This is a genomic window from Pseudomonas sp. KH_050, assembly GCF_057838875.1.
The window spans coordinates 4,175,126-4,198,889 of sequence record NZ_CM174478.1; the positions used below are offsets into that span (position 1 = coordinate 4,175,126).

A 23,764-nucleotide genomic window follows, 5' to 3' on the forward strand; every position below is an offset into this window, starting at 1 on the left:
AATAGCCAAGGCCAAAAAAAAAATGGACCTCTTTTCAGAGATCCATTTTTTAATGCCTGGAGCGGGAAACGAGACTCACCTGTATTTTGGGAACCTCAGGCGTCGCAGCTCCAGGGACGATCCCCACTCTCGTCCTTGATGCGGGTCGGCAGGCCCATCACATCCAGCGCCTTGAGGAACGGCTCGGCAGGCAGTTCCTCGACGTTGGCCATGCGCTGCACATCCCACTCGCCACGGGCGACCAGCAAGGCTGCGGCCACGGGCGGCACGCCAGCGGTATAGGAAATGCCCTGGCTGTCGGTTTCTGCGTAGGCTTCCTCATGATCGGCCACGTTGTAGATGAACACCTCACGCGGCTGACCATCCTTGGTGCCCTTGACCAGGTCGCCAATGCAGGTCTTGCCGGTGTAGCCAGGCGCCAGCGAGCCCGGATCAGGGAGCACGGCCTTGACCACTTTCAGCGGCACGACCTCCAGGCCTTCGGCGGTCTTGACCGGTTGCTCGGAGAGCAGGCCGAGGTTCTTGAGTACGGTGAACACATTGATGTAGTGCTCGCCGAAGCTCATCCAGAAACGCACGTTGGGCACGTCGAGGTTCTTCGACAGCGAGTGCACTTCATCATGGCCGGTCAGGTACAGGTTCTGCGCCCCGACGACCGGCAGGTCGTCGGTGCGTTTGACTTCGAACATCGTGTTACTGGTCCACTGACTGTTCTGCCAGCTCCACACTTGTCCGGTGAACTCGCGGAAATTGATTTCCGGGTCGAAATTGGTGGCGAAATACTTGCCATGGGAACCGGCATTGACGTCGAGAATGTCGATCGAATCAATACGGTCGAAGTACTGTTGTTGCGCCAGTGCTGCATAGGCGTTGACCACGCCCGGGTCGAAGCCCACACCGAGAATGGCGGTGATGTTCTTCTCTTTGCATTCCTCGAGGTGCTTCCACTCGTAGTTGCCATACCAGGGCGGCGTCTCGCAGATTTTGCCCGGCTCTTCGTGAATGGCGGTGTCCAGATAGGCCACGCCGGTATCGATGCAGGCGCGCAGCACCGACATGTTGAGGAAAGCGGAACCGACGTTGATGACGATCTGCGATCCGGTTTCGCGGATCAGCGCCTTGGTCGCCTCGACGTCCAGAGCATTCAGCGAGAAGGCCTTGATGTCGGCGGGCTGCTTGAGGCTGCCCTTGGCCTTGACGCTGTCGATGATGGCCTGGCATTTGGAGATGTTGCGCGACGCGATAGCAATACGACCGAGTTCATCGTTGTGCTGCGCGCACTTGTGGGCCACCACCTTGGCGACACCTCCTGCACCAATGATAAGTACATTCTTCTTCAATTTATCTAACTCTCCTTCTGTGCCAGCTTACGAAAGGCTGGACATGTAGTCGTTGAAACCAAACTCGCGAACCACCTCGACACTTCCGTCAAGTTGTTTCACTACGATGGACGGCATTTTCAGGCCGTTGAACCAGTTCTTCTTGACCATGGTGTAACCCGCGGCATCGACGAACGACAGCCGATCGCCGATCGCCAGCGGACGATCAAATTGATACTCACCGAAAATGTCTCCGGCCAGGCAGGATTTACCGCACACCATGTAGGTGTGCTCGCCCTCGCTGGGCGCCAGCTTGGCATTCAGACGATAGATCAGCAGATCGAGCATGTGTGCTTCGATAGAGCTGTCCACTACCGCCAGGTGCTTGCCGTTGTAGAGGGTGTCGAGCACGGTGACTTCCAGCGACGCGCTCTGAGTGATGGCGGCTTCGCCCGGCTCCAGGTAGACCTGCACAGCGTATTTTTGCGAGAAGGCCTTGAGGCGCGCGCAGAAAGCGTCGAGTTCGTAGTCTTCACCGGTGAAATGGATGCCGCCTCCGAGGCTGACCCACTCAACCTTGTGCAACAGATGACCGAAGCGCTCTTCGATGGTGCACAGCATCTGGTCGAACAGGTCGAAATCAGCGTTCTCGCAGTTGTTATGGAACATGAAACCGGATATCTGCTCGATGACTTGCTCGATCTTCACCGGGTCCCACTCGCCCAGACGGCTGAATGGCCGCGCCGGGTCGGCCAGCAGGTAATCCGAGCTGCTCACCTGCGGATTGACCCGCAGGCCGCGCACCTTGCCTGCTGAAGCCTCGGCGTAGCGCTGCAACTGGCCGATGGAGTTGAAGATGATCTTGTCGCTGTTCTCGAGCATCTCCTCGATCTCGTCATCGGCCCAGGCCACGCTGTAGGCGTGGGTCTCGCCGGCAAACTTCTGTCGGCCAAGCTTGAGCTCGTAGAGCGACGACGACGTGGTGCCGTCCATGTATTGCTGCATCAGGTCGAACACCGACCAGGTGGCGAAGCACTTGAGTGCCAGCAGGGCCTTGGCCCCGGACTGTTCGCGCACATAGGCGATCTTCTGCATGTTCGCCAGCAGCTTTTGTTTGTCGATGAGGTAGTACGGCGTTTTGATCATTTCGAGGCCTCCGGCAAGGCCAGCCAAAAAAAGGATGCGCATTGTGCCTTCACTGACGACATATCGAAAGAGCCGAACGCCCGGTTCGCTGAGTCATCCTGATCCGGACCGGGGAGGAAAGTACTAATATCGCGCATAAGAACGCCGGTTTGTCAGATGTATTTACTCGCACGAACATCATCAATCAAATCGGCGTTCTTGTTTCTGTGTTTCCCGGGATTGCGTGAATAACCCGAAAAAAGAGGCCGGAGCCCAATAAGGCGGTACACGAACCGTAGCAGCCGGCGAAGCCTGCTGCTACGGGGGACAGTTCCGAACCTCAAGCGGGCTAATTCATGCCAGCGGGTGCAGATCGGCAACACGGGTGTTCAGGCACCCCGCTACGTTCCAGCTATAAAGCCAGCTCAGCGCATCATAAAACTCCGGTTGCGTGCGGTCGGTCCAGAGCGAGTTGCGCACGGTTCTTTCGACGCCTTGGGCATGGTAGATGCGGCCCATTTCACGGGTAGACCAGACCACCCTGGCAGTTCGCGGAATGCGGACTGACTCATAGAGACGGAAAGCGGCTTGCAAATCTCTACCGCACGCCTTGACGGCCTCGCCCAGCGTTACCGCGTCTTCGAGCGCCATGCAGGCACCCTGGGCCATGTATTGGGTCATTGGATGGGCCGCATCGCCCAGCAGGGTCGCGCAACCCTGGCCCCAGCTATCAACCGGTTCACGGTCCGCTGTCGCCCAACGACGCCACGAAGTCGGGGTATCCAGCAATTTACGCGGGGTTGAGTGGATGCCCTGGAAATAGGAGAGCACTTCTTCTTTGCTGCCATCCCTGACACCCCACTCCTCCTCCTCGCGACTGTGAAAGGTCACTACCAGGTTGTATTGTTCACCCGCCCGCAACGGGTAGTGCACCAAGTGACAACGCGGACCGGCCCAGAGCATCGGCGCGTTGACACGCAATTCTTCAGGCATGTTCTCGGCGTCGACTACGGCCCGATAAACCACATGTCCGGTCACCCGCGGCGCGTCGCCCAACAGGTGATCGCGAACCACTGACTTGACTCCGTCACAACCGATAACCGCATCGGCTTCATGGCGATTGCCATTGCTGTCGATCAACGTGACCCGACTGCCGCTGACATCCATGCTGACAATGCGAGTCGAGGTCTGGAAACTGATCAGAGGATTTTTCTCGACCACCTCCAGAATGGAGCGGTGAATGTCGGCACGATGAATGACGCCATAGGGATTACCAAAGCGTTGTTGAAAGGCTTCGCCGACATCGATGCGCACCACTTCGCTGGCATCGACGGCATCCATCATGATGATGTGGTCGGTAAACACCGAACGACTGCGCGCGGAATCGCCCACCCCCAGCGCATCAAGCGCGGCATAAGCATTGGGGCCCAACTGGATGCCGGCGCCGATCTCGGCGATCTTTTCAGCCTGCTCCAGCAACAGCACTTCGATGCCCTGGCGAGTCAAGGCGAGGGCCGCTGCAAGACCACCGATACCGCCGCCGACGACTATCACTTTTTGTTGTTGTGAGTTGTTCATCATGTTATCTCCGCTAACCGGCCGGATCAGCCGATGTAATCAGGTTGGTTGCTCGGTTCAGCCTGCCGGAACGCCGGGTTGCGCAGGCAATGGCGATAGATCGCCATGGTCAGTTCGAAGCGTTCCAGGTCACACCCCATCCGCAGCGCATTCGCCACCTGGGGCACCAGGCAGCAGTCGGCCAGGGTCGGGCTATCGCCGAAACAGTAGGAGCCCTGTCCGTGGCGGTTCAACAAGGACTCCAGTGCAGCCATCCCTTGCTCGACCCAGTGTTTGTACCAGGTGGTTTTTTGCTCGTCGGTCACATGCAGGTTCTTCTGCAAGTAACCCAACACCCGCAGGTTGTTGAGCGGGTGAATATCGCAGCCGATCAGATTGGCCACTTCCAGCACCCGCGCACGCGCCAGTGGCTCGAGCGGAATCAGCCGCGATTGAGGATGAACGCTGTCCAGGTAATCGATAATCGCCAGCGACTGGCTGATTTCGACGCCTTTATCGGTGATCAGTAGCGGTACGCTGGCCGAAGGATTGAGTTCGAGATACGGCGTTGATCGCTGTTCACCGGCGCGCAGGTTAACGGCGTGGTACTCATACTCAATGCCTTTCAAGGCCAGAGCGATGCGCACCCGGTACGACGTTGAACTGAAGAAGAAGCTGTAGAGTTGCATGCTGAATTCCTGATTAAGTGGACGCCATCAAAGTGGCGCCGAGGACTGCTCCAGAGGCTGAGCGCAAGGCGCTTGCCGGTAACGCAAGCCCATGTAGAAAACGGCTCCAGCGGCCAACAGGGCGGGCAGCATCAGAAGCGTGAAAATGTCGTTGAAACCCAGGCCAAAACTCAGCATCACGCCACCCCCCAGGGTGCCGACGATCGAGCCAATACGCCCAACTCCGTGGGCCCACGCCACGCCCGTTGCGCGACTCACGGTGGGGTAGAAGTTCGACGCCAGGGCGTTGGCACCCACTTGCGAACCGCTGATGCAGAAGCCCATCGCCGCCACACAAAACATCAGCGGATAGAGTTGCTGATAGAACTGCCCGATGGCCCAGAGAAAGCCGGCGCCGCAGACGTATGCTCCGGCCAGCACTCGCCAGGCATCGAATCGGTCCATCGCCCCACCGAGCACTACCGCGCCCAGGGTGCCGCCAATCTGGAACATGGCGCCGACCAACGCCGCCTGGCTGAGCGTCAGGCCGGTATCCTTGATCAGCATCGGCAACCAATTGGTCATCAGGTAGATGATCAGCAGGCTCATGAAAAACGATGCCCACAACAGCAACGTCCCAAGACTGAGCTCTCCGCGCAGAATCAAACGCACCGGCGATACCGGCTTGCAGTCGGCACCGCCCGGCTCCCCAAGCTCGAAACGGCCGTTCCAGTTGAGCGGCAGTGGTGCAATACGTCGAAGGATCCGGCCAATGCGCTGGCTGTCAGCCCGGCGCAAGACCAGAAAGCGCGCCGACTCCGGTAACAGCCACAGTAGAAACGGCAGAAATATCAGCGGGAGCAGACCACCGAGTATCAGTACGCTGCGCCACCCGTAGAGCGGCACCATATGTGCGGCCACCACGCCCCCCAACGCCGAGCCCAGGGTGAAGCCACAGAACATGCTGGTGACCATCAGGGAGCGGCGGCGCTGCGGGCAGTATTCGGACGTCAAGGTGATCGCATTGGGCATTGCCCCACCCAGTCCCAGGCCCGTCAGAAAGCGCAACAAGGTGAGGCTTTCCAGGTCACCGGCGAAAGCCGAGGCCAGGCTCCAGACGCCGAAGAACAGCACCGACCACAGCAATACCGTCTTTCGTCCGAAACGATCGGCCAAGGGTCCCGCCGTGAAGGCGCCAAGCATCAAGCCGAGTAACGCTGCGCCCAGCACCGGATTGAGCTGCGCCGGCGATAGCCCCCACTCTTCACGCAATGCCGGAGCAATAAACCCGACGGCGGCGGTATCAAGCCCGTCCAACGCGGTGACGAAAAAACACAAAAACAAAATCAGCCACTGGTAAGCCGCCACCGGCTGGCTATCAATGAAATCCTGCACATCCACACTGTTGTTTTTGTCCGTGGAAGACATGATCGACTCCAGCGCGCCACGGCAACTGCTGTGGTCGCGCGAATGCACACGCAAAGGAAAAGCCGGCAGGAGGCGCCGGCCGCATTCAAACGATACGAACGTTCAGCTCACCCAACTGATCAACTCCGCCGCTGATCAGCTCACCAGCCACCACGGCACCCACACCTTCAGGCGTGCCGGTCATGATCAGGTCACCGGGTTGCAGGTCGAAAAAGCGCGACAGATAGCTGATGGTTTCCGGTACCGACCAGATCAACTTGTCGATATCGCTACGCTGCTTGTCCTGGCCATCAACCTGTAACCAGATGCCTGCGTGTTGCGGATGACCCAATTTCGACGCTGGGGTCAGCGGACCGATAGGCGCCGACTGGTCGAAGGCTTTGCCGATTTCCCAGGGACGACCCATTTCACGCATCTTCATTTGCAGGTCGCGGCGGGTCATGTCCAGGCCGACCGCATAGCCCCATACGTGCTCGTTGGCCTGCTCTTTGGCAATATTGCTGCCTGCCTTGCCGATGGCCACCACCAGTTCGATCTCATAGTGGTAATTGCTGGTTTCGCTCGGGTATTCCAGCTCCAGGGTTTGCCCGGTCTGCACCGGCACCACGGAGTCGGCCGGTTTACAGAAAAAGAACGGCGGCTCGCGGTCGGGATCAAAGCCCATTTCCCGCGCATGAGCGGCGTAGTTACGGCCGACGCAATACACCCGGCGCACCGGAAAAGTGTCAGTGCTGCCGTTGATTGACAGTGCAGTCACCGCTTGTGGCTCGACAACGTAAGTCATGCTCGACTCCTGATAGAAACGAATGAGGGGTTAACGGGTTTCACGGGATTCGCGAAGAATGCCCAGCGCTTCCTGGACCGGCCGGTCAGAGAAGCTGAACAGCACGCAGTCTTCATCGGTCTGAAAACTCACCGCCGCCCAGCTCGGTACGACGAAGATGTCGCGGGCTTCGAACTCATGGCGCTGGCCGGCGATGTTGACGCTGCCCCGGCCTTCTACAACCGAAAAAACCGTGGCATCGGTGTTGCGGTAAGTCTGACCACGGAAACCTCGTGGCAGAATTTGCATGAAGGTCGCGATGGTCGGCATCGGCCAGCCGCCGGTAAGCGGATTCACGTAGCGCAGCTTCACTCCATCCCACGGATCGACCTGATCCTGGCGCAGCAGGGTGTCGAGCGCCTCGCGTGTACGGGCATAGGGGTAGTTGAAAACAGGCGAGGTTCGCGAGCTGGATTCATGACGCATCGGCAGTAAATTCATGCCATAGCGCGCATAGCTGTTGCCTTCGGGACGAGTCAGTGGCTGAACCGGCTCCTCGTAGTTTTCGGCGAATCCAGCACCGAAAAAACGCACCATGGGAATATCCAGACCGTCGAGCCAGATCACCGGCTCGCCGCCTTCGGCTTCAGTCGGGTTGCCATGGTCATGCCAGGTCCAGGAGGGGGTGATGATGAAGTCTCCGGGTTCCATGGTCGTGCGCTCGCCATCGACCGCGGTAAACGCCCCACGACCTTCGACGACAAAGCGCAGCGCCGATTGACTGTGACGATGGCTTGGGGCGATCTCACCCGGCAGGATCATTTGCAGTCCGGCGTACAGGCTCGAGGTAATCGACGCCGAGCCACGGATGGCCGGATTCTCCAGGACCAGAACGCGACGAACCGCTTCTTCTGCCGTGATCAAACGACCCGCTTCAGTCAGATAAGGGCGCAATTCTCGATAACGCCATAACGCACCGACACAGGCATCGGCGGGCTCTTTGGGAACCAGATTGTGCAGTTGCTCCCACAGCGGGAAGAGATGATGCTGGTCGATGCGTTGGTAAAAATCAGCACGCACATCGTTGATTTTGTTATTCATCAGGACACCCTGGCGAGTTAGCCGAAGGTCAAACCCTTTAGCCGGGTAAACGCTTCGAAGAGCGGTTTCCATGCGTGGTGGAAACCGTAGCCCGATGAATTATCCCGCAGCACCCTATACCCGAATAATGCTATTTTAAGATGCGCCCATGCTTTTAAAGGTATACCAATACGATGGACTGGACCCGCCGACTACGCCTCAGTCACCTGCAATTGCTGATCAGCCTGGCTGAGACCGGAAGTATCAGTGAGGCTGCACGGGTGACGTTCACGACTCAGCCGGCCCTTTCGAAATGGCTGAAGGAACTGGAGGACAGTGTTGGTGCGCCATTATTCGAACGCCATGCCCGCGGCCTCAAACCGACATCCCAAGGGCAAATGTTGCTGGCTCATGCACGCCGGGTCTTGAGTGAAATGGACCGGGCCCAGCAGAATCTGGCGGCCATGCAGGAAGGCAGTTCGTATCGCGTGGCCATCGGCACATCACCCGCCTCTGCGCCGAATCTGGTGCCGGCAGCGATCATCCAGTTTCTGCGTTTACATCCCAATGCACAGGTGGAACTTCAGGAAAACACCATGAATGTGCTGCTCGAGCGGCTGGAGCAAGGGCAGCTGGACCTGGTGGTTGGCCGCTTCGATAACTTCGCCCCACGTCACAGTCTATGCAGTGAACTGCTGTACGAAGAGACCATGCGGGTGATCAGCAGGCCGGGACACCCGTTGACCCAACAACCGTCACTGGACTGGGAGGCGTTGCATACCTTTGACTGGATTATGTGGCCGGTGGGTACGCCGATTCGCAGCAAGCTGGACATCGCCCTGGCGAACGCCGGTCAACGACCTTTGCCCTATCGGGTGGAGTCTTCTTCGCTGATCGCAAACCTGTGGCTGCTGCAATTGAGCGACATGCTCTCGATCGCCTCCGACCGCGTGGCCGACCACTTCACCCAGCGCGGCCTGATCGTCCCGCTGGAGTTTGAACTCGACGCCCTCGGCACTCTGGGAATGTGCTGGCGCAAAGGTACAGAGAACGACCAGGGGATCGCCGACCTGCTCGATAGCCTGCGCTACGCGTCAGCCAATCAGATCGAGTTTCCGGATGCTCGCTGAGCGACACTGGAACTGCTGCGCAACAGCACGGCGGTACTGAACGTCGGCTAACCTGCCAACAGCACGGATTTGTACTATTTTTATAGCTTCTGCGGATTGACCTATTCCTGATCAGAACGGGCTGACGTTCATCAACGATCCGTAACAGGAGATCGCGTCATGAAACGCTTGCTCAGGTCCCTTGGATTCTCATCGTTACTGTTGGCATCGGCGGTGTTCGCTCATCACGGCTGGAGTGAATACGACTCGAGCATAACCTTGCAGCTGGAGGGGACGATCGAGGAATCCGGCTATTCCCATCCGCATGGGTTCGTGCGCCTCAAGACCGACGACAAGACCTGGAACGTCGTACTGGCGCCGCCATCGCGCATGCAGAACCGGGGTCTTTCCAGGGAAATGCTGAGCGTCGGTAATCGGGCCACGGTGGTCGGCTATCAGAATCGCAACAAACCCGATGAGATGCGGGCAGAGCGCATCACGGTCGACAACAAAACCACCGAGTTACGCTGATGCAGGCATCCAGTACCAGCGGTGGATCGGGTCCGGAAGGCTGGCTGGACTATGTGGATGCCTCGCAGCTCGGTTCGGCCATGCGCAGCGAGCTGTGGCTGTATCCGATAGTCGAGGTGGTTCACATCATTGGATTCGTGGTGCTCGTCGGTTCTGTCGTCATGTTCGATCTGCGGGTTCTCGGGCTGTCGAGGGATATTCCGGTGAAGGCACTGGCTCACCATCTCTTGAAGTGGGGAGTCGCTGGCCTGCTATTGATCGTCCCGGCCGGGCTGATGATGTTTTCAGCGCACCCACATGACTTCGCATCCAACAGCATTTTTATTCTGAAGCTTTGTTTGATCGGTACTGCGGGTCTCAATGCGGCCCTTTTCCACATGGGTGTCTTCCGCTCGGTAGCCCAGTGGAACACCGACGTCGCGGCGCCTGGAATAGCAAAAATCCAGGCAATGCTTTCGATTATGTTATGGATCACCGTGGTGCTTTGCGGCCGACTGCTGGCCTACACCTGACAGGGGGGTTCTCCAACGTTCGTACACCCTCCCCGGGGCACAGGGAGGGTGGAACGAGGCAGGCATATCAGCCCTTTGCCTGGCTCATACGAGTGAACAGCTCAGTGGGCACTTTCTTGCCGTTGGAGGTGTACTGGTTGCTCCGGAACGTGTAGACCTCGGACTCGGACAGGTAGCCGTCCTTGTTGGTGTCCATGGCTTTGAATTCCTCACCGCCCTTCGGGGCCACGGTCAGGAGTTCCTTGAGCGAAACGCGGCCGTCGTCGTCGGCGTCGGTACGGGCGAAGGAGGCGTCTCCGCACTTGCCTTCGCCACACTTGCCTTCGGCCTGAGTCGCCTTATTGCCAGTTTCGCTGGCACCGCACTTGCCTTCGCCACACTTGCCTTCGGCCTGAGTCGCCTTACTGCCAGTTTCGCTGGCACCGCACTTGCCTTCGCCACACTTGCCTTCCCCAGCCTTTTCTGCGGAGGCGAGTTGGTAGCCCTGGGGCAGCGCCTCCATGGCAAAGGTGGACGAGGCGAGGTTCATGCCGCCGGCGAGGGCAACAGCAATCAGGCCAATGCGGGTCTTGTTCGGGAACTGAATACGGGACATGGTGTTTTCTCCGGATACTGTGCGCGGCCAGGCCGCATAGGTTATGCCACAAGGGCAAATAAGCCCTGGAGCGAGGTGCGTACGCGAATCTCGCTCGGGCCAGGCTATTTAGCCGCCGCCATGTATCCTGGATGTATCCGAAACGAGGAACATTTGTAAGCCAGTTCCCTGAGCGCCGGGTTCGGATACACAGGCATACAAATGGGCCGGCGCAAGGGACACTCCTTGTCCCTCGGCCTGAGTCGTTGGGGGGCCGCTGCTACGGATTGATGATGGTTTCGCCTTGCGACAAGCCGAGCTATGGCTAACCTCGGCGTACGCCGAATACGTCCGCTTGCTCTTGGGCCATGTCAAGTAACGCATCGGCGACGACTCTTACCTTTGGCTGAATGTAAAGCGTGCGTGGCCAGATGACGTGGATAGGCATCGTTGCGCCAGCATCGCTGTCCAGAACGGTGACCAATGCACCACTGCGCAAGTGATCCGAAACCAGCCAGGTGGGCAACTGACAAAGACCGCAGCCATCCAGGGTCGCACGTAGCATCATCTCACCGTCGCCAGACTCATGGCGCACTCGCACTTGCTGCTCCTCCACTGCGCCTTTGGCGTTCCTTAACAGCCACGCGATGCGCAGTCCTTTGCGCCAGGCAATGATGCAGTCGTGTTCCAGTAAATCGGACTTGTGCAGAATCGGGGGGTGTTTACTCAGGTAGTCGGCAGCGTTTGGGGGTGACTTGCCTGAACCTCGGTTATCTGAATACCGAGGATGCTCTGGACACGTCGCGAGCGCTTGCCGAGCAGAGAGGCGAAGGTCATCTGATCCCCGTGCATGACGTCGTACACGTCGTGCGCATGGCCTTGAGTCTGTCTTCGGCAAGCTTCGTCAAGGAACTCACCTTGCCGGCGATATTCGATGAGAGCTTCTGATCGGGCCTTTCTCCAGAGAAAACCACGCTGATCGTCGCGATGTCCTGATGTTGAACCGAGCCAAACGATTCCGGGTGCTACGCTTTAATTTCTTCAAATAGAGTCGAAGCGATGCCCACCGAAAACTCACTCCCCAGACGGTCGAGGGTGCAGCCATGAAGCGCATCCTGATGGGTGGCATCACCGTGGCGATTGTCGGCGCGATGACCTATGTATTAATCCAGTGGGGAGCCGCCGAGAACCAGAAACGGGACGCTCTGTGCAGAGAAGCTCAGCAGTCCCTGAAAGGCGTGGAAATCCGCGCGCGGGCGTTGGCTGCCGGGTTGTCTTTAGAGGCGTACGCCAAGGACGAGGAAGCCAAAGTGGCTGCGCTGATCAATGCGCTCGACGCCGCTACCAATGAAGCTGAGGTCAAGGCTGTAATAGAGGCTCACGCTGCCTCCATAGAGGCACAGGCGGGTGCGATCGACGCTGAGGTTGACACTCGAGGCGATCAGATATTCCTCGAACAGCGGCTAATGAAACAGCGAATACCTGTCGATGTTAAGCAGGAACTCCAACGCGCGGCGAAGGCAGTCAGCGTTGCTTGTGGTTAGCGTTCAGTTGTCCGCTACCGTAAATCGGCGATTGTTCAAACGCTCGCTGATTTGAGAAAGGGGGATTTCCATGAATGTCGCGTCCTTTAGTCGAGATTTTCCATTCCAGCCTTCGATGATCCTAGGCCATTTTGTCGCGACTGATCAAGGCACTGCTTTGGCTATCAACGTGAGTCCGCGACCCCAGCATCAGACTGATCCCGCTCCTGGAGCCGACTCAAGCAACCGAGTCGTGAGCGGGATGCTGTCCTCACCTGTGATCAGGCAAACATTCTGAGCAACAAGGTGGCCAGGATGACCGTGGAAGCGCCCCCGATACGCGTGGAGATCTGCGCGAAGGGCATCAGTGACATGCGGTTGGATGCTGAAAGGATTGCCACATCGCCGGTACCGCCCAAGCCGCTGTGGCAGCAGGTCACGATGGCCGATTCGATCGGGTACATTTTCAACAGGTTACCAATGAAGAACCCTGCCAATGTCATCGCCAGCACGACTGAGGCGCACACCACGACATAACCGACCGAAAACACCTTGACCACGCTGTCGAGAGGGACGTACAGCATTCCCAGACCGATCATCACCGGCCAGATAAAGGCCGTCGACACCAGCCTGTAGAAGGACTTGCTGCCTTCTTCCAGGTTGGCCGGCAAGACCTGCAGGTACTTGAACAGCACGGCAACCAGAATCATCATCACCGGCCCCGGGATGCCCACCACTTTTTCAAGCAGACCGCCGAGTATGAAGAAGGCGCAGATCAGCAATACGCCAGCCCCCATGTAGCGATAGTCGATGCCTTTGGAGACTTCTTCCTGAGCCTTGAACAAATCGTTTTCGGCCTTCGCCCGAATCAACATCCCGTCGCCGTTCAAATCCGCACGCTTGACCGCGATTCGAGCCAGTACCCCGGCACAGATGATTGCGACGATATTGCCTACCACTGCCGCGGGTACCAATTGGGCAACGTATTGGTCTGGCGTGCCGCCGAGAATGCTCGAATAGGCGAGTGACAAAGGCAAGATTCCTTCGCCAATGCCACCACCGATGATGGGGACGATGATGAAGAAAAAGGTGTGGTGAACGCTGTAGCCGAAGAGCGAGCCGACCGCTATACCTGCCGCCACGGCTGCGAGCGTGCCGATGACGAGAGGCACAAACATCCGGATCATCCCTTGCACCAGAATGAACCGACTCATACCCAGAATGCTGCCCACGACCAGGCTGGCGATGACGAAATAAAGGAAGTTGGCCTCTTTCATCAACATCTTGGTCGCGTCAATCGTGGTACTGCCGAAGAAGCCGTAGAACACCAACACCGAAGGCAGCATCAGGCAGAGGATCGCTCCCCCACCAATCTCCTTGAGAATCGGCAAACGCTGGCCGAGCTGCCCGAAAAACACCCCCATGGTCATGATCACGGCCAGGCCGCCGATCATGTTCTTCGGCAAAAAGCCGAAGTGGGCGGACAGAAATACGATAACGGCAATGCCCACGAAGTACGGCAAAGGAATCACGCCGATTTCATAGGTACGGATACTGCGCATGATTCGGCCAAGGTTGCTGGCATTGTCACGCGGTACAGCGGTGTCGAAGGAGTCGTTCATGAGTCACCTGATACGCGAAAAACAGGAGGTGTTGGCTGGCTCAGCAGCAAGCCCGGTTTTGGGCGAAGGAAGGTGATCGTCGATGGCCAATCGAGTGGGTGGCAAAAAATCGGGATAACAGGCTCATTGCGATTTCCTCTAGTTGTTTTTGTCTGAGGATTAACGGTGCGCTCAAGGTTCATCAGAGCGTTGGAGGGATGCTATGCTCGACTTTTAGTTAAATAAACATGCCAACCATGAGTGCTATGAACACACATCGTGTCCAATCGCCGCTTCCTGAAGATCTGCGTGTGTTCCTCGCAGTGATTCGAAAATCCAGTTTTGCCAGTGCGGCGGACGAGCTGGGGCTATCGCCGGCGTATGTCAGCAAACGCATTCAGATTCTCGAGACGACCTTAGGCACACGGCTGTTGCATCGCACGACCCGGCGCATCGCGCTGACCGAAGCCGGGGAGCGAACCCAGCGGTGGGCCATGCGGATCCTCGACGATCTGGATGAGTTTATCGGCGAACTCTCGGAGGCCCGTTTGGCCCCGCGTGGACTGTTGCACATTTGCAGCAGCTTCGGTTTCGGGCGAAACCATGTGGCGCCAGCGGTCGCGGAGCTGGCAATGGCCTATCCAGACCTGGAAATCCGTCTTGATGTCTTTGACCGGGTGGTGGACATCATTGCCGAAGGCTTCGATCTTGAAATTCGCGTGGGAGACGATATTTCAGGCCATCACATCGGCCGCCAACTGGCAGCCAACCATCGAGTGCTTTGCGCCACCCCTGAGTACCTTGCTCGACGTGGCACGCCTGAAACCTTGCAGGATCTCGGCAATCACGACTGCCTGGTGCTCAAGGAGCGTAACAACCCGTTTGGCGTGTGGCATTTGCGCAAGGGCAATCGCGAAGAGGTGGTCCGGGTGAGCGGCCCACTGTCGTCGAACAACGGCGAAATTGTCCTGCAGTGGGCGCTGAAAGGCAGGGGGATTTTGTTGCGCTCTATGTGGGACGTCAAACCACTGCTGGACGAAGGGAAGTTGGTCCAGGTGCTGCACGAGTATTCGCAGAGCGCCAACGTCTGGGCGGTTTACCCAACGCGGTTGGCCGACTCCGCGAAGTTGCGCGTGTGCGTCGAATTCCTCGAAGCGCGCTTCAAGCACGTGTCCCCTTGAGCATCGTTGCAGTACACCCGAACTTGTGGCGAGGGAGCAAGCTCCCTCGCCACAGTATTCGGTCAGCCCTTAAAAGATGTGTAGATAGTGCGGCTTGAACCGGGCAACCGCCTTTGGACAGAAGTGCTCGGATCAGGCCAGCCAGGGGTTTGCCTGCAGGTGCGCAGCTTCGAAGGCGCGGATCGCCGCCGTGCGTTGCAAGGTACTGCCGATGGCATCCAGCCCCAGTAGCAGGGCTTCCTTGCGCAGCGGGTCAATGTCGAACGCAATGCATCCACCATCGTCCAGCAGAATGTGCTGTGCGGCGAGGTCGACACTGATGTGATTTCGCTCAGGCTGGCTGATCCGTTCTGCGAGTTCCTGGATATCGGCCTCCTTGAGTTGAATCAACAACACGCCATTGCGCTGGCAATTGTCGAAGAAGATCCCCGCGAAGCTGGTGCCGATCAATGCGCGTATGCCCAACTGCTTGAGTCCCCAGACCGCGTGTTCCCGACTTGATCCGCAACCGAAATTTGGCCCGACCACGAGAAATTCGGCACCTGACCACGGCGTCTGGTTGAGGATGAAGTCCGGGTCTGGATTGCCATCGGGAAGGAATCGCAAGTCGAAGAACAATCCCCGATCCAGACCGGCTCGATCGATACCCTTGAGAAATTGCTTGGGTATGATCACGTCGGTGTCGACATTGGCGGCCAGCATGGGCGCGGCGATACCGCTGACAATAGTGAAAGGGTTCATCTCAAGCCTCCCGGGATAAGCAACGAACATCGGCCAAGCGGCCACTGATTGCGGCAGCCGCAACCATGGCGGGGCTCATCAAATGAGTACGAGCCCCCGCGCCCTGGCGACCTTCGAAGTTTCGATTGGTGCTTGAGGCGCAGCGATCTCCTGGTGCGAGTACGTCATCATTCATCGCCAGGCACATCGAGCACCCGGACTGGCGCCATTCGAAACCTGCCTCGATGAAAATATCCGCCAGGCCTTCTGCTTGTGCCTGCTCACGAACCAGAGTGGAGCCAGGAACAATCATGGCCCGGACATAGGCCGCCACCTTGCGCCCTTGAACCACGCGCGCGGCATCGCGCAGATCTTCAATTCGGGCGTTGGTGCAGGATCCGATGAAGGCATGGCTGATCGGTACATCGGTCAACGGGGTGCCAGCTTCCAGCCCCATGTAGCGCAGGGCACGTTGCAGATCCTGGCGACGTATCAGGTCACTTTCATCAAGGGGATCAGGTACGCGCTCGCCGATAGGCAGCGTCTGGTCGGGGCTGGTGCCCCAGGTCACCATCGGCTGCAGGGTGGTGGCATCCAGTTCGACTTCCGCGTCGAAGGTCGCGCCCGGATCGCTGTACAGTTCCCGCCAGCGTTCCATGGCCTGCTCCCGGAGCGCACCTTTCGGGGCGCGGGGTTTATCCGCCAGATAGGCATAGACCTTGTCATCCGGCGCGATGAATGCTCCGCGTGCCCCGGCTTCAACGGCCATGTTGCAGATGGTCATGCGTGCCTCGACGCTCAACGCGTCGATGGTCGAGCCGGCAAATTCGATGGCATAACCGGTAGCGCCTGAGGCGCCGATGCGACCGATCACCGCCATGATGATGTCCTTGGACGTCACATCGGCACCCAACTGACCGTGAACCGTCACCCGCATGCTCTTCAAGCGCTTGTAGACGAGGGTTTGGGTCGCCAGCAGATGCTCGATTTCGGAAGTGCCGATCCCGAAACCGAAGGCCCCCAGTGCACCATAAGTCGTGGTGTGGCTGTCGCCGGCAGCGATCACCATGCCAGGGAGGATATAACCCTGCTCGGGAGCGACCACGTGTTCGATGCCTTGGCGCTTGTCCAGCACATCAAACAGCTCGATACCAAAATCCCGGCAGTTCTCTTCGAAGTAAGAAACCTGCCGGGCACCCCCTGGATCGGGCATGGCGGCGATGCGGACGGGCGTTGTAGGGTTCACGTGATCAACGACTGCCAGGGTCGAACCGGGTCGCCACACTGTGCGCTGTGCTTCGCGCAAGCCACTGAACGCCTGGGGGCTGGTGTACTCGTTGGCGACTTGTCGGTCAATGTACAGAAGCACGTGCCCATGGTCGTCCAGCGTGCAGACGGTATGGGAGTCGATGTGCTTCTGGTAAAGGGTTCTGGGTTGGCTCATGGCAGGCTCGCTGTTGAATTGTTTTGCGAGAGTCCGAAGACATCACGGGACAGCCTTTGCGGCGTGTTCGTGTCCAGCATATTCACTTCATATAGCTCATCAAGATCGATAAAGTGTTTTTATGATTCACACATCGTGTTTTATCAGCGCGGCGCGGGAGCAATGAACGCCCTCCTCCGCGGCCTCACTACTGAGCGTTGCTTGATGCCACTCGAGCATTGCGGTCACGTCTGACGGGGAACACACAGTATCGAGCCAGGCTATACCTGATCCGCATCATGGTAGATCTGCGGGAAGCTCACCAGGCCGATCAGGTCTTCGACTGCTCGCAGTGATTTCTGCCGGGCTTTCCATTCCGGCGTCAGGATGAATTCCTTGGGCAAGCTGGAAAGGTCCTGCTCCAGAACAAAGGCAAAGACCTGGAGCTTGGCATTTTTTACCGCGCAGATGACCTTCCAGAAACGCGAGGGAATCTGCACTCGCTCGGTGCCTGGAAAAATCACATCGTCGTCAGACAATACCGGTCCGGAAAAAATGCAAAAACGCTCCAGGTCCGCCTGGGCGCCAATGAAGTTTTCCAGCTGTCCCCAAATGCCCTTTTTGCCGGAGCGGTTGAAGTTTCCGAGCTGAGGCGAGCAGTTGGTCACATGGAAGGTATCGCCATTGGCCCGTTGGATCTGGGCGAAGGAAGTTCCCCAACAGACGTCTTCCCGACGAACAATGTGGCCTTTGTCGAAGGCACCGTTGTCTTTGCTGTAGAACCGATCGGGTATCTGAAAGCGCTCTTCCACGCGGGGGTCCAGGAACCACTTCTCCGAGTCACCCTCGCGCAGGCCGGTCAGTTCATCTCGGGTGTACTTGTACCCCGGCTCGGGCCGCCTGGCGCTGTTTTGGCCATCGACATTGCAGGCGGTGAACAGTGCAAGCCGGCGGTGTCGATGGAGAACAAGGCTGAAGTGCTCATACGGGATGACTGTTTCGCCGGTTTTGCTCGGCGCGATTTGCTCAGGGTCCTTGACGGTAGGGAGTGGGGTTTCGAGGCCCAGGAACTGCGTATCGAAACCGGTCCGCGTCGAATAGTCCCTGTCGACAATCGGTTCCCTCATTGCCTCCTGAGAAACCGCCCCGAGAATCCGGGTGGGTATTTGGGTTGGCGGCTGGAGGGGAACCGCGGGAGGTGTCTGGGGCGCAGACGTTCCCAAGCCCAGATTCGCTGCAAGCCTGGCAAAGGGGCCACCCAGCTCGAGTACCAGGGTGCCGATCTCGATGCGTGAACCCTGGCTGCCAGCGGTGGCTGTCGGGGTGATTTTCGGCGTTGACTCCTTGCCGGCGCGCGCAGCCTGGTAAGCAGTGGACAGGACATCGCCACCCTCCCGAGCCGCTCTGAACTCGGCCAGATAGCCAAGGTTCTCGGTCGCGGCCTGATCGATGTGAGTACAGATACTGCTGACGCGAATACCTTCGTTGGCCTCCCACTCCACCAGTGAATCGTCGATGCCATCAAGGCTGGCGACAGCCCGACCGTCTCGCAGGAGATAGCGTCCAGCGCCATCCTTTCGCGGCACACCCGAGTGATGCAGCGCCACCACTTGAAAACTGTCATTGAGCACCGCCGCCCCACTGGAGCCTGGTGCCGTATCGCTTCGATACCAGAGCACATCGGGCAGGCTGTCATTGGTGCAGCGGTTTTCTCGAATGGCCCATTGTCGCGGTGCCCCGCCAGGATGCTGAACAATGGTCAGCCATTCGCCCTGGATTGCTTTGCCGCTGGTCGGCATCAAGCGGTGGTAACCAAAATTCGATAATGCGGCGCCCCCCTCGACGGGCTCGGCTTCCACTGCCACCAAGGCATAATCCAGTTCGACGTTACAGAAGAAGTACTGATCGGGCCGCAAGCGAAATCGGTGCGCGGGTTCGGGGTCACCGGCAACGCCCAGGCGATAGTTGAACTCGGCCAACGAGGGCGCTGCTTCTTCGGCACTGCCAAACACGTGTTCATTAGTCAGCAGCAGTCGCGGCGATACCATGAAGCCTGTTCCGTAGCCCAGGGTTCGGCCATCGTCCGAACGCACCAGAATTCGACAGATCGGCATGCCGGCAAGCAGCGCCCGGTCGAAGTAGAACTCATCGACCAGATCATTGGCCCCCAGGATCCGCTCTTGTTCTACCTGGGTCGGCCGGGCGCCACCGGCAGACAAAAAGGCCCTCCTGACCCCCAGCCTGTAAGGCGACGCCTGGCGCGCAAGCCCCGCAACCGGGGGATTGAGTGGTTGCGCGCTACCATCAGCTATGCCGGCCAGCGCAGCTCGTTGCGCGCTCAGATCCAGTTGATGCTGTCGGACCAGGCTCATCTCGATTCTCCCTTGCTCAAGGCAGTCATGCTGAAGAGTGCGTTTCCAGACTCAGGGTTTCCAGGCTCAGGTTTCCAGACTGAGGGTAGACCAAGAAAGGTTGCTCAGCCGCCAGCGTCCCTTGGCGTGGGCGAACGATCGGTCGAGCGTTGCTCCAACGCTGGCGCGCCTTGACATCGGGAGAACTTCCAACCGCCTGTCGGCTGGCGTGAATGAGCACTTGATACCTCCGCCACCGGGGAGATTCTGTGTAATAAACAGCAGGCCCTACCGTGGGGCCGGAACACATCCAACGCTGGCTCTGCCACCCCGTACCGGGCGCCCCGGGCCAGAACGCACGCACTGGGACACGCATCTGGAGACAGGACATGAAAATCGTCGTTATCGGTGGCACCGGCCTGATCGGCAGCCAAGTCTGCAAGAACTTGCGGGATCTGGGGCATGACGCCGTAGCCGCGGCGCCGAGTACCGGCATCAACACGCTCACCGGCGAAGGGCTGCCGGAAGCGTTACAAGTCGCCGACGTGGTCGTCGACGTGGCGAACTCGCCATCATTCGACGACGTCGAAGTTCTGCACTTCTTCGAAACGTCCGGGCGCACCCTCCTCGCAGCCGAAGCGGCCGCCGGAGTCAGGCACCATGTCGCCCTGTCAGTGGTGGGCACCGAGCGGATGCTCGAAAGCGGTTACTTCCGGGCGAAAATGGCTCAGGAAAAGATTATCAAGGACTCCGGCATTCCCTACTCGATCCTGCGCGCCACACAGTTCTTCGAGTTCATGGGTGCGATTGCTCAATCAGGCATCCAGCAAGGCAATTCGATCCTTTTGACCTCCGCCACTTTGCAACCGATTGCCGCCTTCGACGTCGCGGAGGCATTGACAAAGATTGCAGTGCAAGCACCGATCAATAAAACCGTGGAAGTTGCCGGGCCCGAGCGCAAACCACTGGTGGAGTTCGTGAAAATATTCTTGAAACACAGCAAAGATCCGCGCCAAGCCGTCCCGGACGACAAGGCAACTTACTTCGGCGCGCCCATCAATGATCAATCGCTGACACCGGGGAGCAACCCCATCATCGGAAGGACCCGCTTCGAAACCTGGCTCAAGAGCAACCCGCCCAAAGCCTGACCATTGCGACCACCGCCGGGACCGCGTGGGCCTGGCGGGTGCGGACAGTCGCCGGGGTTCAGGTGCGCGCTGATCATTAAGAAGCGCATAAAAAAACCGCCCAGGATGACGTGGGCGGTTTTCTTGCAACAGGCAGCATCATCCAGATAACGCTGCGAGCACTGTCGTCTCAAGCGACAGGGATCAGCGGGTCGGCTGCTGCCAATGCCGCTTCGCGGTTGGCCGCCGGCGGGTAGATCCACTGGGTGTTGATCTGGGTCTTGAGCGACTTGCCTTCTTGCCCGGTCAACTTCACCTGACGATCCCAACCCTCGGTGTAAACCGCGCCCCAGCTGCCCAGGTCCAGGCAGGTGACGTACTTGGGCTGGCTGTAGGGTGTCGGATCCACACCCAGGAGATGCGCGGCAACGTTGTTGCCGGCATGGCGGCCCAACGCGATGGCGTGCTGGCAAGTCATCAGTGCGTAGTTGCCGATGTCATCGGTAGCAGCGTAGGCCACATCGCCGGTGGCATAAATATCTGCCTGGCCGATGACTTTCAGGTGGGCGTCGACGTGCAGACGGCCTAGGGAATCACGTTCACCGGGAATCTGTTCGGTCAGCGAACTGGCCCGCACACCGGTGGTCCAGACCACGGTGCTGGCTTCAATGCGTTGGCCGTCAGCCAGGGTTACACCCTTTTCATCGACGCCAGCCACCGTCGACTTCAAGCGCCATGTCACGCCCACCTCAGTGCTGGCCTCGACGATCGACTTGCTGATTTCGGCCCCCATGGACGCACCGATTTTTTCACCACGATCAACAATGATCACTTCGAAGTCTGCATCTCCACCGAGGATGGCCCGCAGACGCGCTGGCATTTCGGTTGCGGTTTCAATCCCGGTGAAGCCGCCACCGGCGACCACTACCGTGTTGCGGGCCTTGCTCTGCGGCTGGTTGGCCAGGGCCTTGAGGTGGTTCTCCAGGCGTACGGCTTGTTCGATCTGGTCCACATCGAAGGCGTATTCGGTCACGCCGGGGGTGCTGGACTGTGCGAGGCGACTGCCGGTGGCCAGCACCAGTTTGTCGTAGCTGCGCACTTGCCGGGTGCCGGACGCATCGACATAGGCGACACGCTTTTGCTGCACGTCGATGGTCTCTGCGGCGCCCTTGATGAACCTGACGCCTACCGCATCGAACAATTCGCCGATCGGCGCGGCCAGTTGGTGAGCATTCGGTTCGTAAAAACGCGGACGGACCCGCAGCTCGGCCTGAGGCGCCAGTACGGTCACTTCAACGTCGGAATGACCGTGGATGTCGAACAGACGCGTGGCGCTCAACGCCGTCCACATACCACCGAAACCTGCGCCGATTACCAGGATTTGCTGTTTCATTCTTAACTCCACCAAGTGATGAGTTCGTTAAAGGGATCACGCATTTTCGGTAGCGGGCATGAATGTGGCGCGCCGTGTTCTTGAAAAGCGCGTGCCGTCGCCGACCGGATAACTACGACTATATTGATCGTAGTTATCCGGAGCAAGATTTTTTTATCGATCATTTTCATCGAATATTTGGATGGGTACCCAGGCATCGCTCTACACCGGGCATGTTCCGCTATAGATAGCTTTTGTAGAACCGGAAAGGTCCAGAAGCGCAAGGCCAAAAGGGCGCGATTCGTTGCCCTCCCTCACCTTTCGCTGCTAAAATATGCGACTAATTTAGTCGGAGATTCTGATGTCTCTTTACAGCGCAGGCGTTGAGTACGGCATTCATTGCCTGCTGTTTTTGGTGGGCGACGGTGGCGAGAGCCGTGAGGCGAGCGTGCGCGACCTCGCGGAACTGCAAGGCGTGCCCCAGGACTACCTGGCGAAAATCTTTACCAAGCTGGCCAAGTCAAAACTGGTGGTGGCAACCGAAGGGGTTCGAGGCGGGTTCAAGCTGGCACGGCCTTCTGATGAAATCAGTCTTCTCGATATCGTCAACGCCATCGACGGCCGCAAGCTGATCTTCGACTGCCGGGAAATCCGCGGCCGTTGCGCCGTGTTCGAAGGCTCTCCACCCGCCTGGGCACTGGATGGTTATTGCGCGGTTCATGGGGCCATGTTGACGGCGCAGAAACGCATGGAAGAAGCCCTCGCCCAACAGACCATTCTGGACATCGCCAGAAAGTTCGGACGAAAAGCCCCCGCGGAGTTCGCCACCCAGGTCGACACCTGGATCAACGATCGGCGCGAAAAGAAAGGCAATGCCAGTGTGCAAGCGGGTGACGGACAGACCATTGCGGTGATCGATATTTCCAGCTAGGCAGTGCACACCGGACTACAGTAATTGGCAGCCTTTAAAAGGTGCCTTGATACAGCGCCGAAGAGCAACAGAACCCGCGAGAAACCCACGGCTCCATCACATGCCTTGTTCTCTGCTCATCTCTGAGTGAAGGGCGTCCCACACTTCCTTTGAAGGAGCTGAAAGATGTCGCTGACTCTTTACTACCATCCGCTGGCGTCGTACTGCCACAAAGTGCTCATCGCGCTCTACGAAAACAACATCAAGTTCGAAAGAAGGATCATCGATCTCACGGACGATGCAGACAGAGCAGAGCTTCAAGCATTATGGCCGATCGGCAAATTCCCGGTGATCCGCGACCCTGCTCACCAGCGCAACCTGGCGGAAGCCACCCTTATCATCGAGTACCTGGATCGACTTTATCCAGGTGAACATCCGCTGATTCCAGGCGATTGGGATACCGCGCTGGATGTACGTTTATGGGACCGTTTTTTTGACAATTACATCCATGCGCCGATGCAACAGATTGTCGGTGATCGCCTGCGCGGAGCCAATGGCGATTTGACCAGAGAACGATCCATGCTGGAGACGGCGTACGCCATGCTCGACCGCCAGATGGCGGGCAGAACCTGGGTTGCCAGTCCAGACTTCAGCCTGGCCGATTGCGCCGCTGCGCCGGCGCTTTTCTATGCCAGCACGCTGCAGCCGTTTCCCGACGACCAGCGCCACTTGAGCGCCTATTTCGACCGGTTGACGCAGAGACCATCATTCCAGCGGGTACTGGACGAAGCCAGGCCGTACTTTCCACTCTATCCATTTGCGCAGGCCATCCCGGAGCGGTTTCGGCAGTAGTCGGACATGACCTGAGGGGCTATCCAGAGTGGCCTTGC

Annotated in this window: 22 protein-coding genes and 1 pseudogene; 9 read left to right on the forward strand and 14 right to left on the reverse strand. The window is 58.5% G+C overall.

All coding sequences use genetic code 11. The annotated features are described in order from the left end of the window. Nucleotides 1-95 precede the first annotated feature (95 nt). From AC3IUA_RS19005 to gtdA, 7 genes are all read right to left on the reverse strand, one after another. Nucleotides 96-1,340, reverse strand: coding sequence for a saccharopine dehydrogenase family protein (locus AC3IUA_RS19005; protein WP_489356260.1), 1,245 nt, complete (start codon nt 1,338-1,340; stop codon nt 96-98). Nucleotides 1,341-1,367: 27 nt separating this feature from the next. Further along, nucleotides 1,368-2,465, reverse strand: coding sequence for a carboxynorspermidine decarboxylase (nspC, locus tag AC3IUA_RS19010; protein ID WP_489356262.1), 1,098 nt, complete (start codon nt 2,463-2,465; stop codon nt 1,368-1,370). 333 nt (nt 2,466-2,798) lie between these two features. Then, on the reverse strand, nt 2,799-4,025 hold the full coding sequence (locus AC3IUA_RS19015; protein WP_489356263.1) for a 3-hydroxybenzoate 6-monooxygenase: 1,227 nt from the start codon (nt 4,023-4,025) through the stop codon (nt 2,799-2,801). A gap of 23 nt (nt 4,026-4,048) precedes the next feature. Beyond that, nucleotides 4,049-4,690, reverse strand: coding sequence for a maleylacetoacetate isomerase (maiA, locus tag AC3IUA_RS19020; protein WP_489356265.1), 642 nt, complete (start codon nt 4,688-4,690; stop codon nt 4,049-4,051). Between the two features lie 27 nt (nt 4,691-4,717). Next, complete coding sequence (locus AC3IUA_RS19025; RefSeq protein ID WP_489356267.1) at nt 4,718-6,097, reverse strand: MFS transporter; 1,380 nt, start codon at nt 6,095-6,097, stop codon at nt 4,718-4,720. An 85-nt stretch (nt 6,098-6,182) separates the two neighbouring features. Continuing rightward, nucleotides 6,183-6,881 carry a fumarylacetoacetate hydrolase family protein gene (locus tag AC3IUA_RS19030; protein ID WP_489356269.1) on the reverse strand — a complete coding sequence of 233 codons (699 nt, stop codon included), beginning with the start codon at nt 6,879-6,881 and terminating at the stop codon, nt 6,183-6,185. Nucleotides 6,882-6,911: 30 nt separating this feature from the next. Then, nucleotides 6,912-7,961, reverse strand: coding sequence for a gentisate 1,2-dioxygenase (gene gtdA / locus AC3IUA_RS19035; RefSeq protein ID WP_489356271.1), 1,050 nt, complete (start codon nt 7,959-7,961; stop codon nt 6,912-6,914). Nucleotides 7,962-8,134: 173 nt separating this feature from the next. Between gtdA and AC3IUA_RS19040 the strand changes: the two genes are divergently transcribed. The 3 genes from AC3IUA_RS19040 to AC3IUA_RS19050 all read left to right on the forward strand — a co-directional run bounded on the left by AC3IUA_RS19040 (nt 8,135) and on the right by AC3IUA_RS19050 (nt 10,092). After that, entirely contained in the window at nt 8,135-9,070 is a 936-nt protein-coding gene (locus tag AC3IUA_RS19040) for a LysR substrate-binding domain-containing protein (protein ID WP_489356273.1), read from the forward strand. A gap of 159 nt (nt 9,071-9,229) precedes the next feature. After that, on the forward strand, nt 9,230-9,580 hold the full coding sequence (locus tag AC3IUA_RS19045; protein ID WP_489356275.1) for a DUF6152 family protein: 351 nt from the start codon (nt 9,230-9,232) through the stop codon (nt 9,578-9,580). Next, nucleotides 9,580-10,092, forward strand: a complete 513-nt coding sequence (locus AC3IUA_RS19050) for a DUF6644 family protein (RefSeq protein WP_489356277.1) — start codon at nt 9,580-9,582, stop codon at nt 10,090-10,092. The genes AC3IUA_RS19045 and AC3IUA_RS19050 overlap by 1 nt, the downstream gene beginning before the upstream one ends. A gap of 67 nt (nt 10,093-10,159) precedes the next feature. Here the strand turns inward: AC3IUA_RS19050 and AC3IUA_RS19055 are convergent, their stop codons facing one another. Next, a complete protein-coding gene (locus tag AC3IUA_RS19055; protein WP_489356278.1) occupies nt 10,160-10,687 on the reverse strand; it encodes an HvfA family oxazolone/thioamide-modified RiPP metallophore in 528 nt (175 codons plus the stop codon). 304 nt (nt 10,688-10,991) lie between these two features. Beyond that, a complete protein-coding gene (locus AC3IUA_RS19060; RefSeq protein ID WP_489362402.1) occupies nt 10,992-11,396 on the reverse strand; it encodes a LysR substrate-binding domain-containing protein in 405 nt (134 codons plus the stop codon). An 8-nt stretch (nt 11,397-11,404) separates the two neighbouring features. On the opposite strand from AC3IUA_RS19060, the pseudogene AC3IUA_RS19065 reads away from it, so the two are divergent. After that, nucleotides 11,405-11,614: pseudogene (locus AC3IUA_RS19065) on the forward strand (SDR family NAD(P)-dependent oxidoreductase); the annotation flags it as partial. A gap of 155 nt (nt 11,615-11,769) precedes the next feature. Next, nucleotides 11,770-12,210 carry a hypothetical protein gene (locus AC3IUA_RS19070; RefSeq protein ID WP_489356280.1) on the forward strand — a complete coding sequence of 147 codons (441 nt, stop codon included), beginning with the start codon at nt 11,770-11,772 and terminating at the stop codon, nt 12,208-12,210. Nucleotides 12,211-12,470: 260 nt separating this feature from the next. Here the strand turns inward: AC3IUA_RS19070 and AC3IUA_RS19075 are convergent, their stop codons facing one another. After that, nucleotides 12,471-13,811 carry a 2-hydroxycarboxylate transporter family protein gene (locus tag AC3IUA_RS19075; protein WP_489356281.1) on the reverse strand — a complete coding sequence of 447 codons (1,341 nt, stop codon included), beginning with the start codon at nt 13,809-13,811 and terminating at the stop codon, nt 12,471-12,473. 245 nt (nt 13,812-14,056) lie between these two features. Between AC3IUA_RS19075 and AC3IUA_RS19080 the strand changes: the two genes are divergently transcribed. Next, entirely contained in the window at nt 14,057-14,971 is a 915-nt protein-coding gene (locus tag AC3IUA_RS19080) for a LysR substrate-binding domain-containing protein (RefSeq protein ID WP_489356283.1), read from the forward strand. A 132-nt stretch (nt 14,972-15,103) separates the two neighbouring features. Here AC3IUA_RS19080 and leuD read toward each other — a convergent pair whose 3' ends face one another. From leuD to AC3IUA_RS19095, 3 genes are all read right to left on the reverse strand, one after another. Further along, nucleotides 15,104-15,712 carry a 3-isopropylmalate dehydratase small subunit gene (leuD, locus tag AC3IUA_RS19085; protein ID WP_489356285.1) on the reverse strand — a complete coding sequence of 203 codons (609 nt, stop codon included), beginning with the start codon at nt 15,710-15,712 and terminating at the stop codon, nt 15,104-15,106. A 1-nt stretch (nt 15,713) separates the two neighbouring features. Then, nucleotides 15,714-17,135 carry a 3-isopropylmalate dehydratase large subunit gene (leuC, locus tag AC3IUA_RS19090; protein WP_489356286.1) on the reverse strand — a complete coding sequence of 474 codons (1,422 nt, stop codon included), beginning with the start codon at nt 17,133-17,135 and terminating at the stop codon, nt 15,714-15,716. A 260-nt stretch (nt 17,136-17,395) separates the two neighbouring features. Continuing rightward, a complete protein-coding gene (locus AC3IUA_RS19095; protein ID WP_489356287.1) occupies nt 17,396-19,486 on the reverse strand; it encodes a DNA/RNA non-specific endonuclease in 2,091 nt (696 codons plus the stop codon). Between the two features lie 368 nt (nt 19,487-19,854). Between AC3IUA_RS19095 and AC3IUA_RS19100 the strand changes: the two genes are divergently transcribed. Then, nucleotides 19,855-20,613 (forward strand): SDR family oxidoreductase, encoded by a 759-nt coding sequence (locus tag AC3IUA_RS19100; protein WP_489356289.1) that lies wholly within the window; start codon nt 19,855-19,857, stop codon nt 20,611-20,613. 169 nt (nt 20,614-20,782) lie between these two features. Here AC3IUA_RS19100 and AC3IUA_RS19105 read toward each other — a convergent pair whose 3' ends face one another. Continuing rightward, on the reverse strand, nt 20,783-21,985 hold the full coding sequence (locus AC3IUA_RS19105) for an NAD(P)/FAD-dependent oxidoreductase (RefSeq protein WP_489356291.1): 1,203 nt from the start codon (nt 21,983-21,985) through the stop codon (nt 20,783-20,785). Nucleotides 21,986-22,325: 340 nt separating this feature from the next. Here AC3IUA_RS19105 and AC3IUA_RS19110 point away from each other — a divergent pair, with 340 nt between their 5' ends. Beyond that, nucleotides 22,326-22,895, forward strand: coding sequence for an RrF2 family transcriptional regulator (locus AC3IUA_RS19110; protein WP_489356293.1), 570 nt, complete (start codon nt 22,326-22,328; stop codon nt 22,893-22,895). 165 nt (nt 22,896-23,060) lie between these two features. Next, the gene (locus AC3IUA_RS19115) at nt 23,061-23,726 is read left to right on the forward strand and encodes a glutathione S-transferase family protein (RefSeq protein ID WP_489356295.1); all 666 of its coding nucleotides are present in this window, start codon (nt 23,061-23,063) and stop codon (nt 23,724-23,726) included. Nucleotides 23,727-23,764: the final 38 nt, after the last annotated feature.

Excerpts from the sequence above, each read along its gene's own strand:
- nspC (WP_489356262.1), bottom strand. The coding sequence starts at position 2,465 with ATGATCAAAACGCCGTACTACCTCATCGACAAACAAAAGCTGCTGGCG.
- AC3IUA_RS19015 (WP_489356263.1), bottom strand. The coding sequence starts at position 4,025 with ATGATGAACAACTCACAACAACAAAAAGTGATAGTCGTCGGCGGCGGT.
- maiA (WP_489356265.1), bottom strand. The coding sequence starts at position 4,690 with ATGCAACTCTACAGCTTCTTCTTCAGTTCAACGTCGTACCGGGTGCGC.
- AC3IUA_RS19025 (WP_489356267.1), bottom strand. The coding sequence starts at position 6,097 with ATGTCTTCCACGGACAAAAACAACAGTGTGGATGTGCAGGATTTCATT.
- AC3IUA_RS19030 (WP_489356269.1), bottom strand. The coding sequence starts at position 6,881 with ATGACTTACGTTGTCGAGCCACAAGCGGTGACTGCACTGTCAATCAAC.
- gtdA (WP_489356271.1), bottom strand. The coding sequence starts at position 7,961 with ATGAATAACAAAATCAACGATGTGCGTGCTGATTTTTACCAACGCATC.
- AC3IUA_RS19040 (WP_489356273.1), top strand. The coding sequence starts at position 8,135 with ATGGACTGGACCCGCCGACTACGCCTCAGTCACCTGCAATTGCTGATC.
- AC3IUA_RS19045 (WP_489356275.1), top strand. The coding sequence starts at position 9,230 with ATGAAACGCTTGCTCAGGTCCCTTGGATTCTCATCGTTACTGTTGGCA.
- AC3IUA_RS19050 (WP_489356277.1), top strand. The coding sequence starts at position 9,580 with ATGCAGGCATCCAGTACCAGCGGTGGATCGGGTCCGGAAGGCTGGCTG.
- AC3IUA_RS19055 (WP_489356278.1), bottom strand. The coding sequence starts at position 10,687 with ATGTCCCGTATTCAGTTCCCGAACAAGACCCGCATTGGCCTGATTGCT.
- AC3IUA_RS19070 (WP_489356280.1), top strand. The coding sequence starts at position 11,770 with ATGAAGCGCATCCTGATGGGTGGCATCACCGTGGCGATTGTCGGCGCG.
- AC3IUA_RS19075 (WP_489356281.1), bottom strand. The coding sequence starts at position 13,811 with ATGAACGACTCCTTCGACACCGCTGTACCGCGTGACAATGCCAGCAAC.
- AC3IUA_RS19080 (WP_489356283.1), top strand. The coding sequence starts at position 14,057 with ATGAACACACATCGTGTCCAATCGCCGCTTCCTGAAGATCTGCGTGTG.
- leuD (WP_489356285.1), bottom strand. The coding sequence starts at position 15,712 with ATGAACCCTTTCACTATTGTCAGCGGTATCGCCGCGCCCATGCTGGCC.
- leuC (WP_489356286.1), bottom strand. The coding sequence starts at position 17,135 with ATGAGCCAACCCAGAACCCTTTACCAGAAGCACATCGACTCCCATACC.
- AC3IUA_RS19095 (WP_489356287.1), bottom strand. The coding sequence starts at position 19,486 with ATGAGCCTGGTCCGACAGCATCAACTGGATCTGAGCGCGCAACGAGCT.
- AC3IUA_RS19100 (WP_489356289.1), top strand. The coding sequence starts at position 19,855 with ATGAAAATCGTCGTTATCGGTGGCACCGGCCTGATCGGCAGCCAAGTC.
- AC3IUA_RS19105 (WP_489356291.1), bottom strand. The coding sequence starts at position 21,985 with ATGAAACAGCAAATCCTGGTAATCGGCGCAGGTTTCGGTGGTATGTGG.
- AC3IUA_RS19110 (WP_489356293.1), top strand. The coding sequence starts at position 22,326 with ATGTCTCTTTACAGCGCAGGCGTTGAGTACGGCATTCATTGCCTGCTG.
- AC3IUA_RS19115 (WP_489356295.1), top strand. The coding sequence starts at position 23,061 with ATGTCGCTGACTCTTTACTACCATCCGCTGGCGTCGTACTGCCACAAA.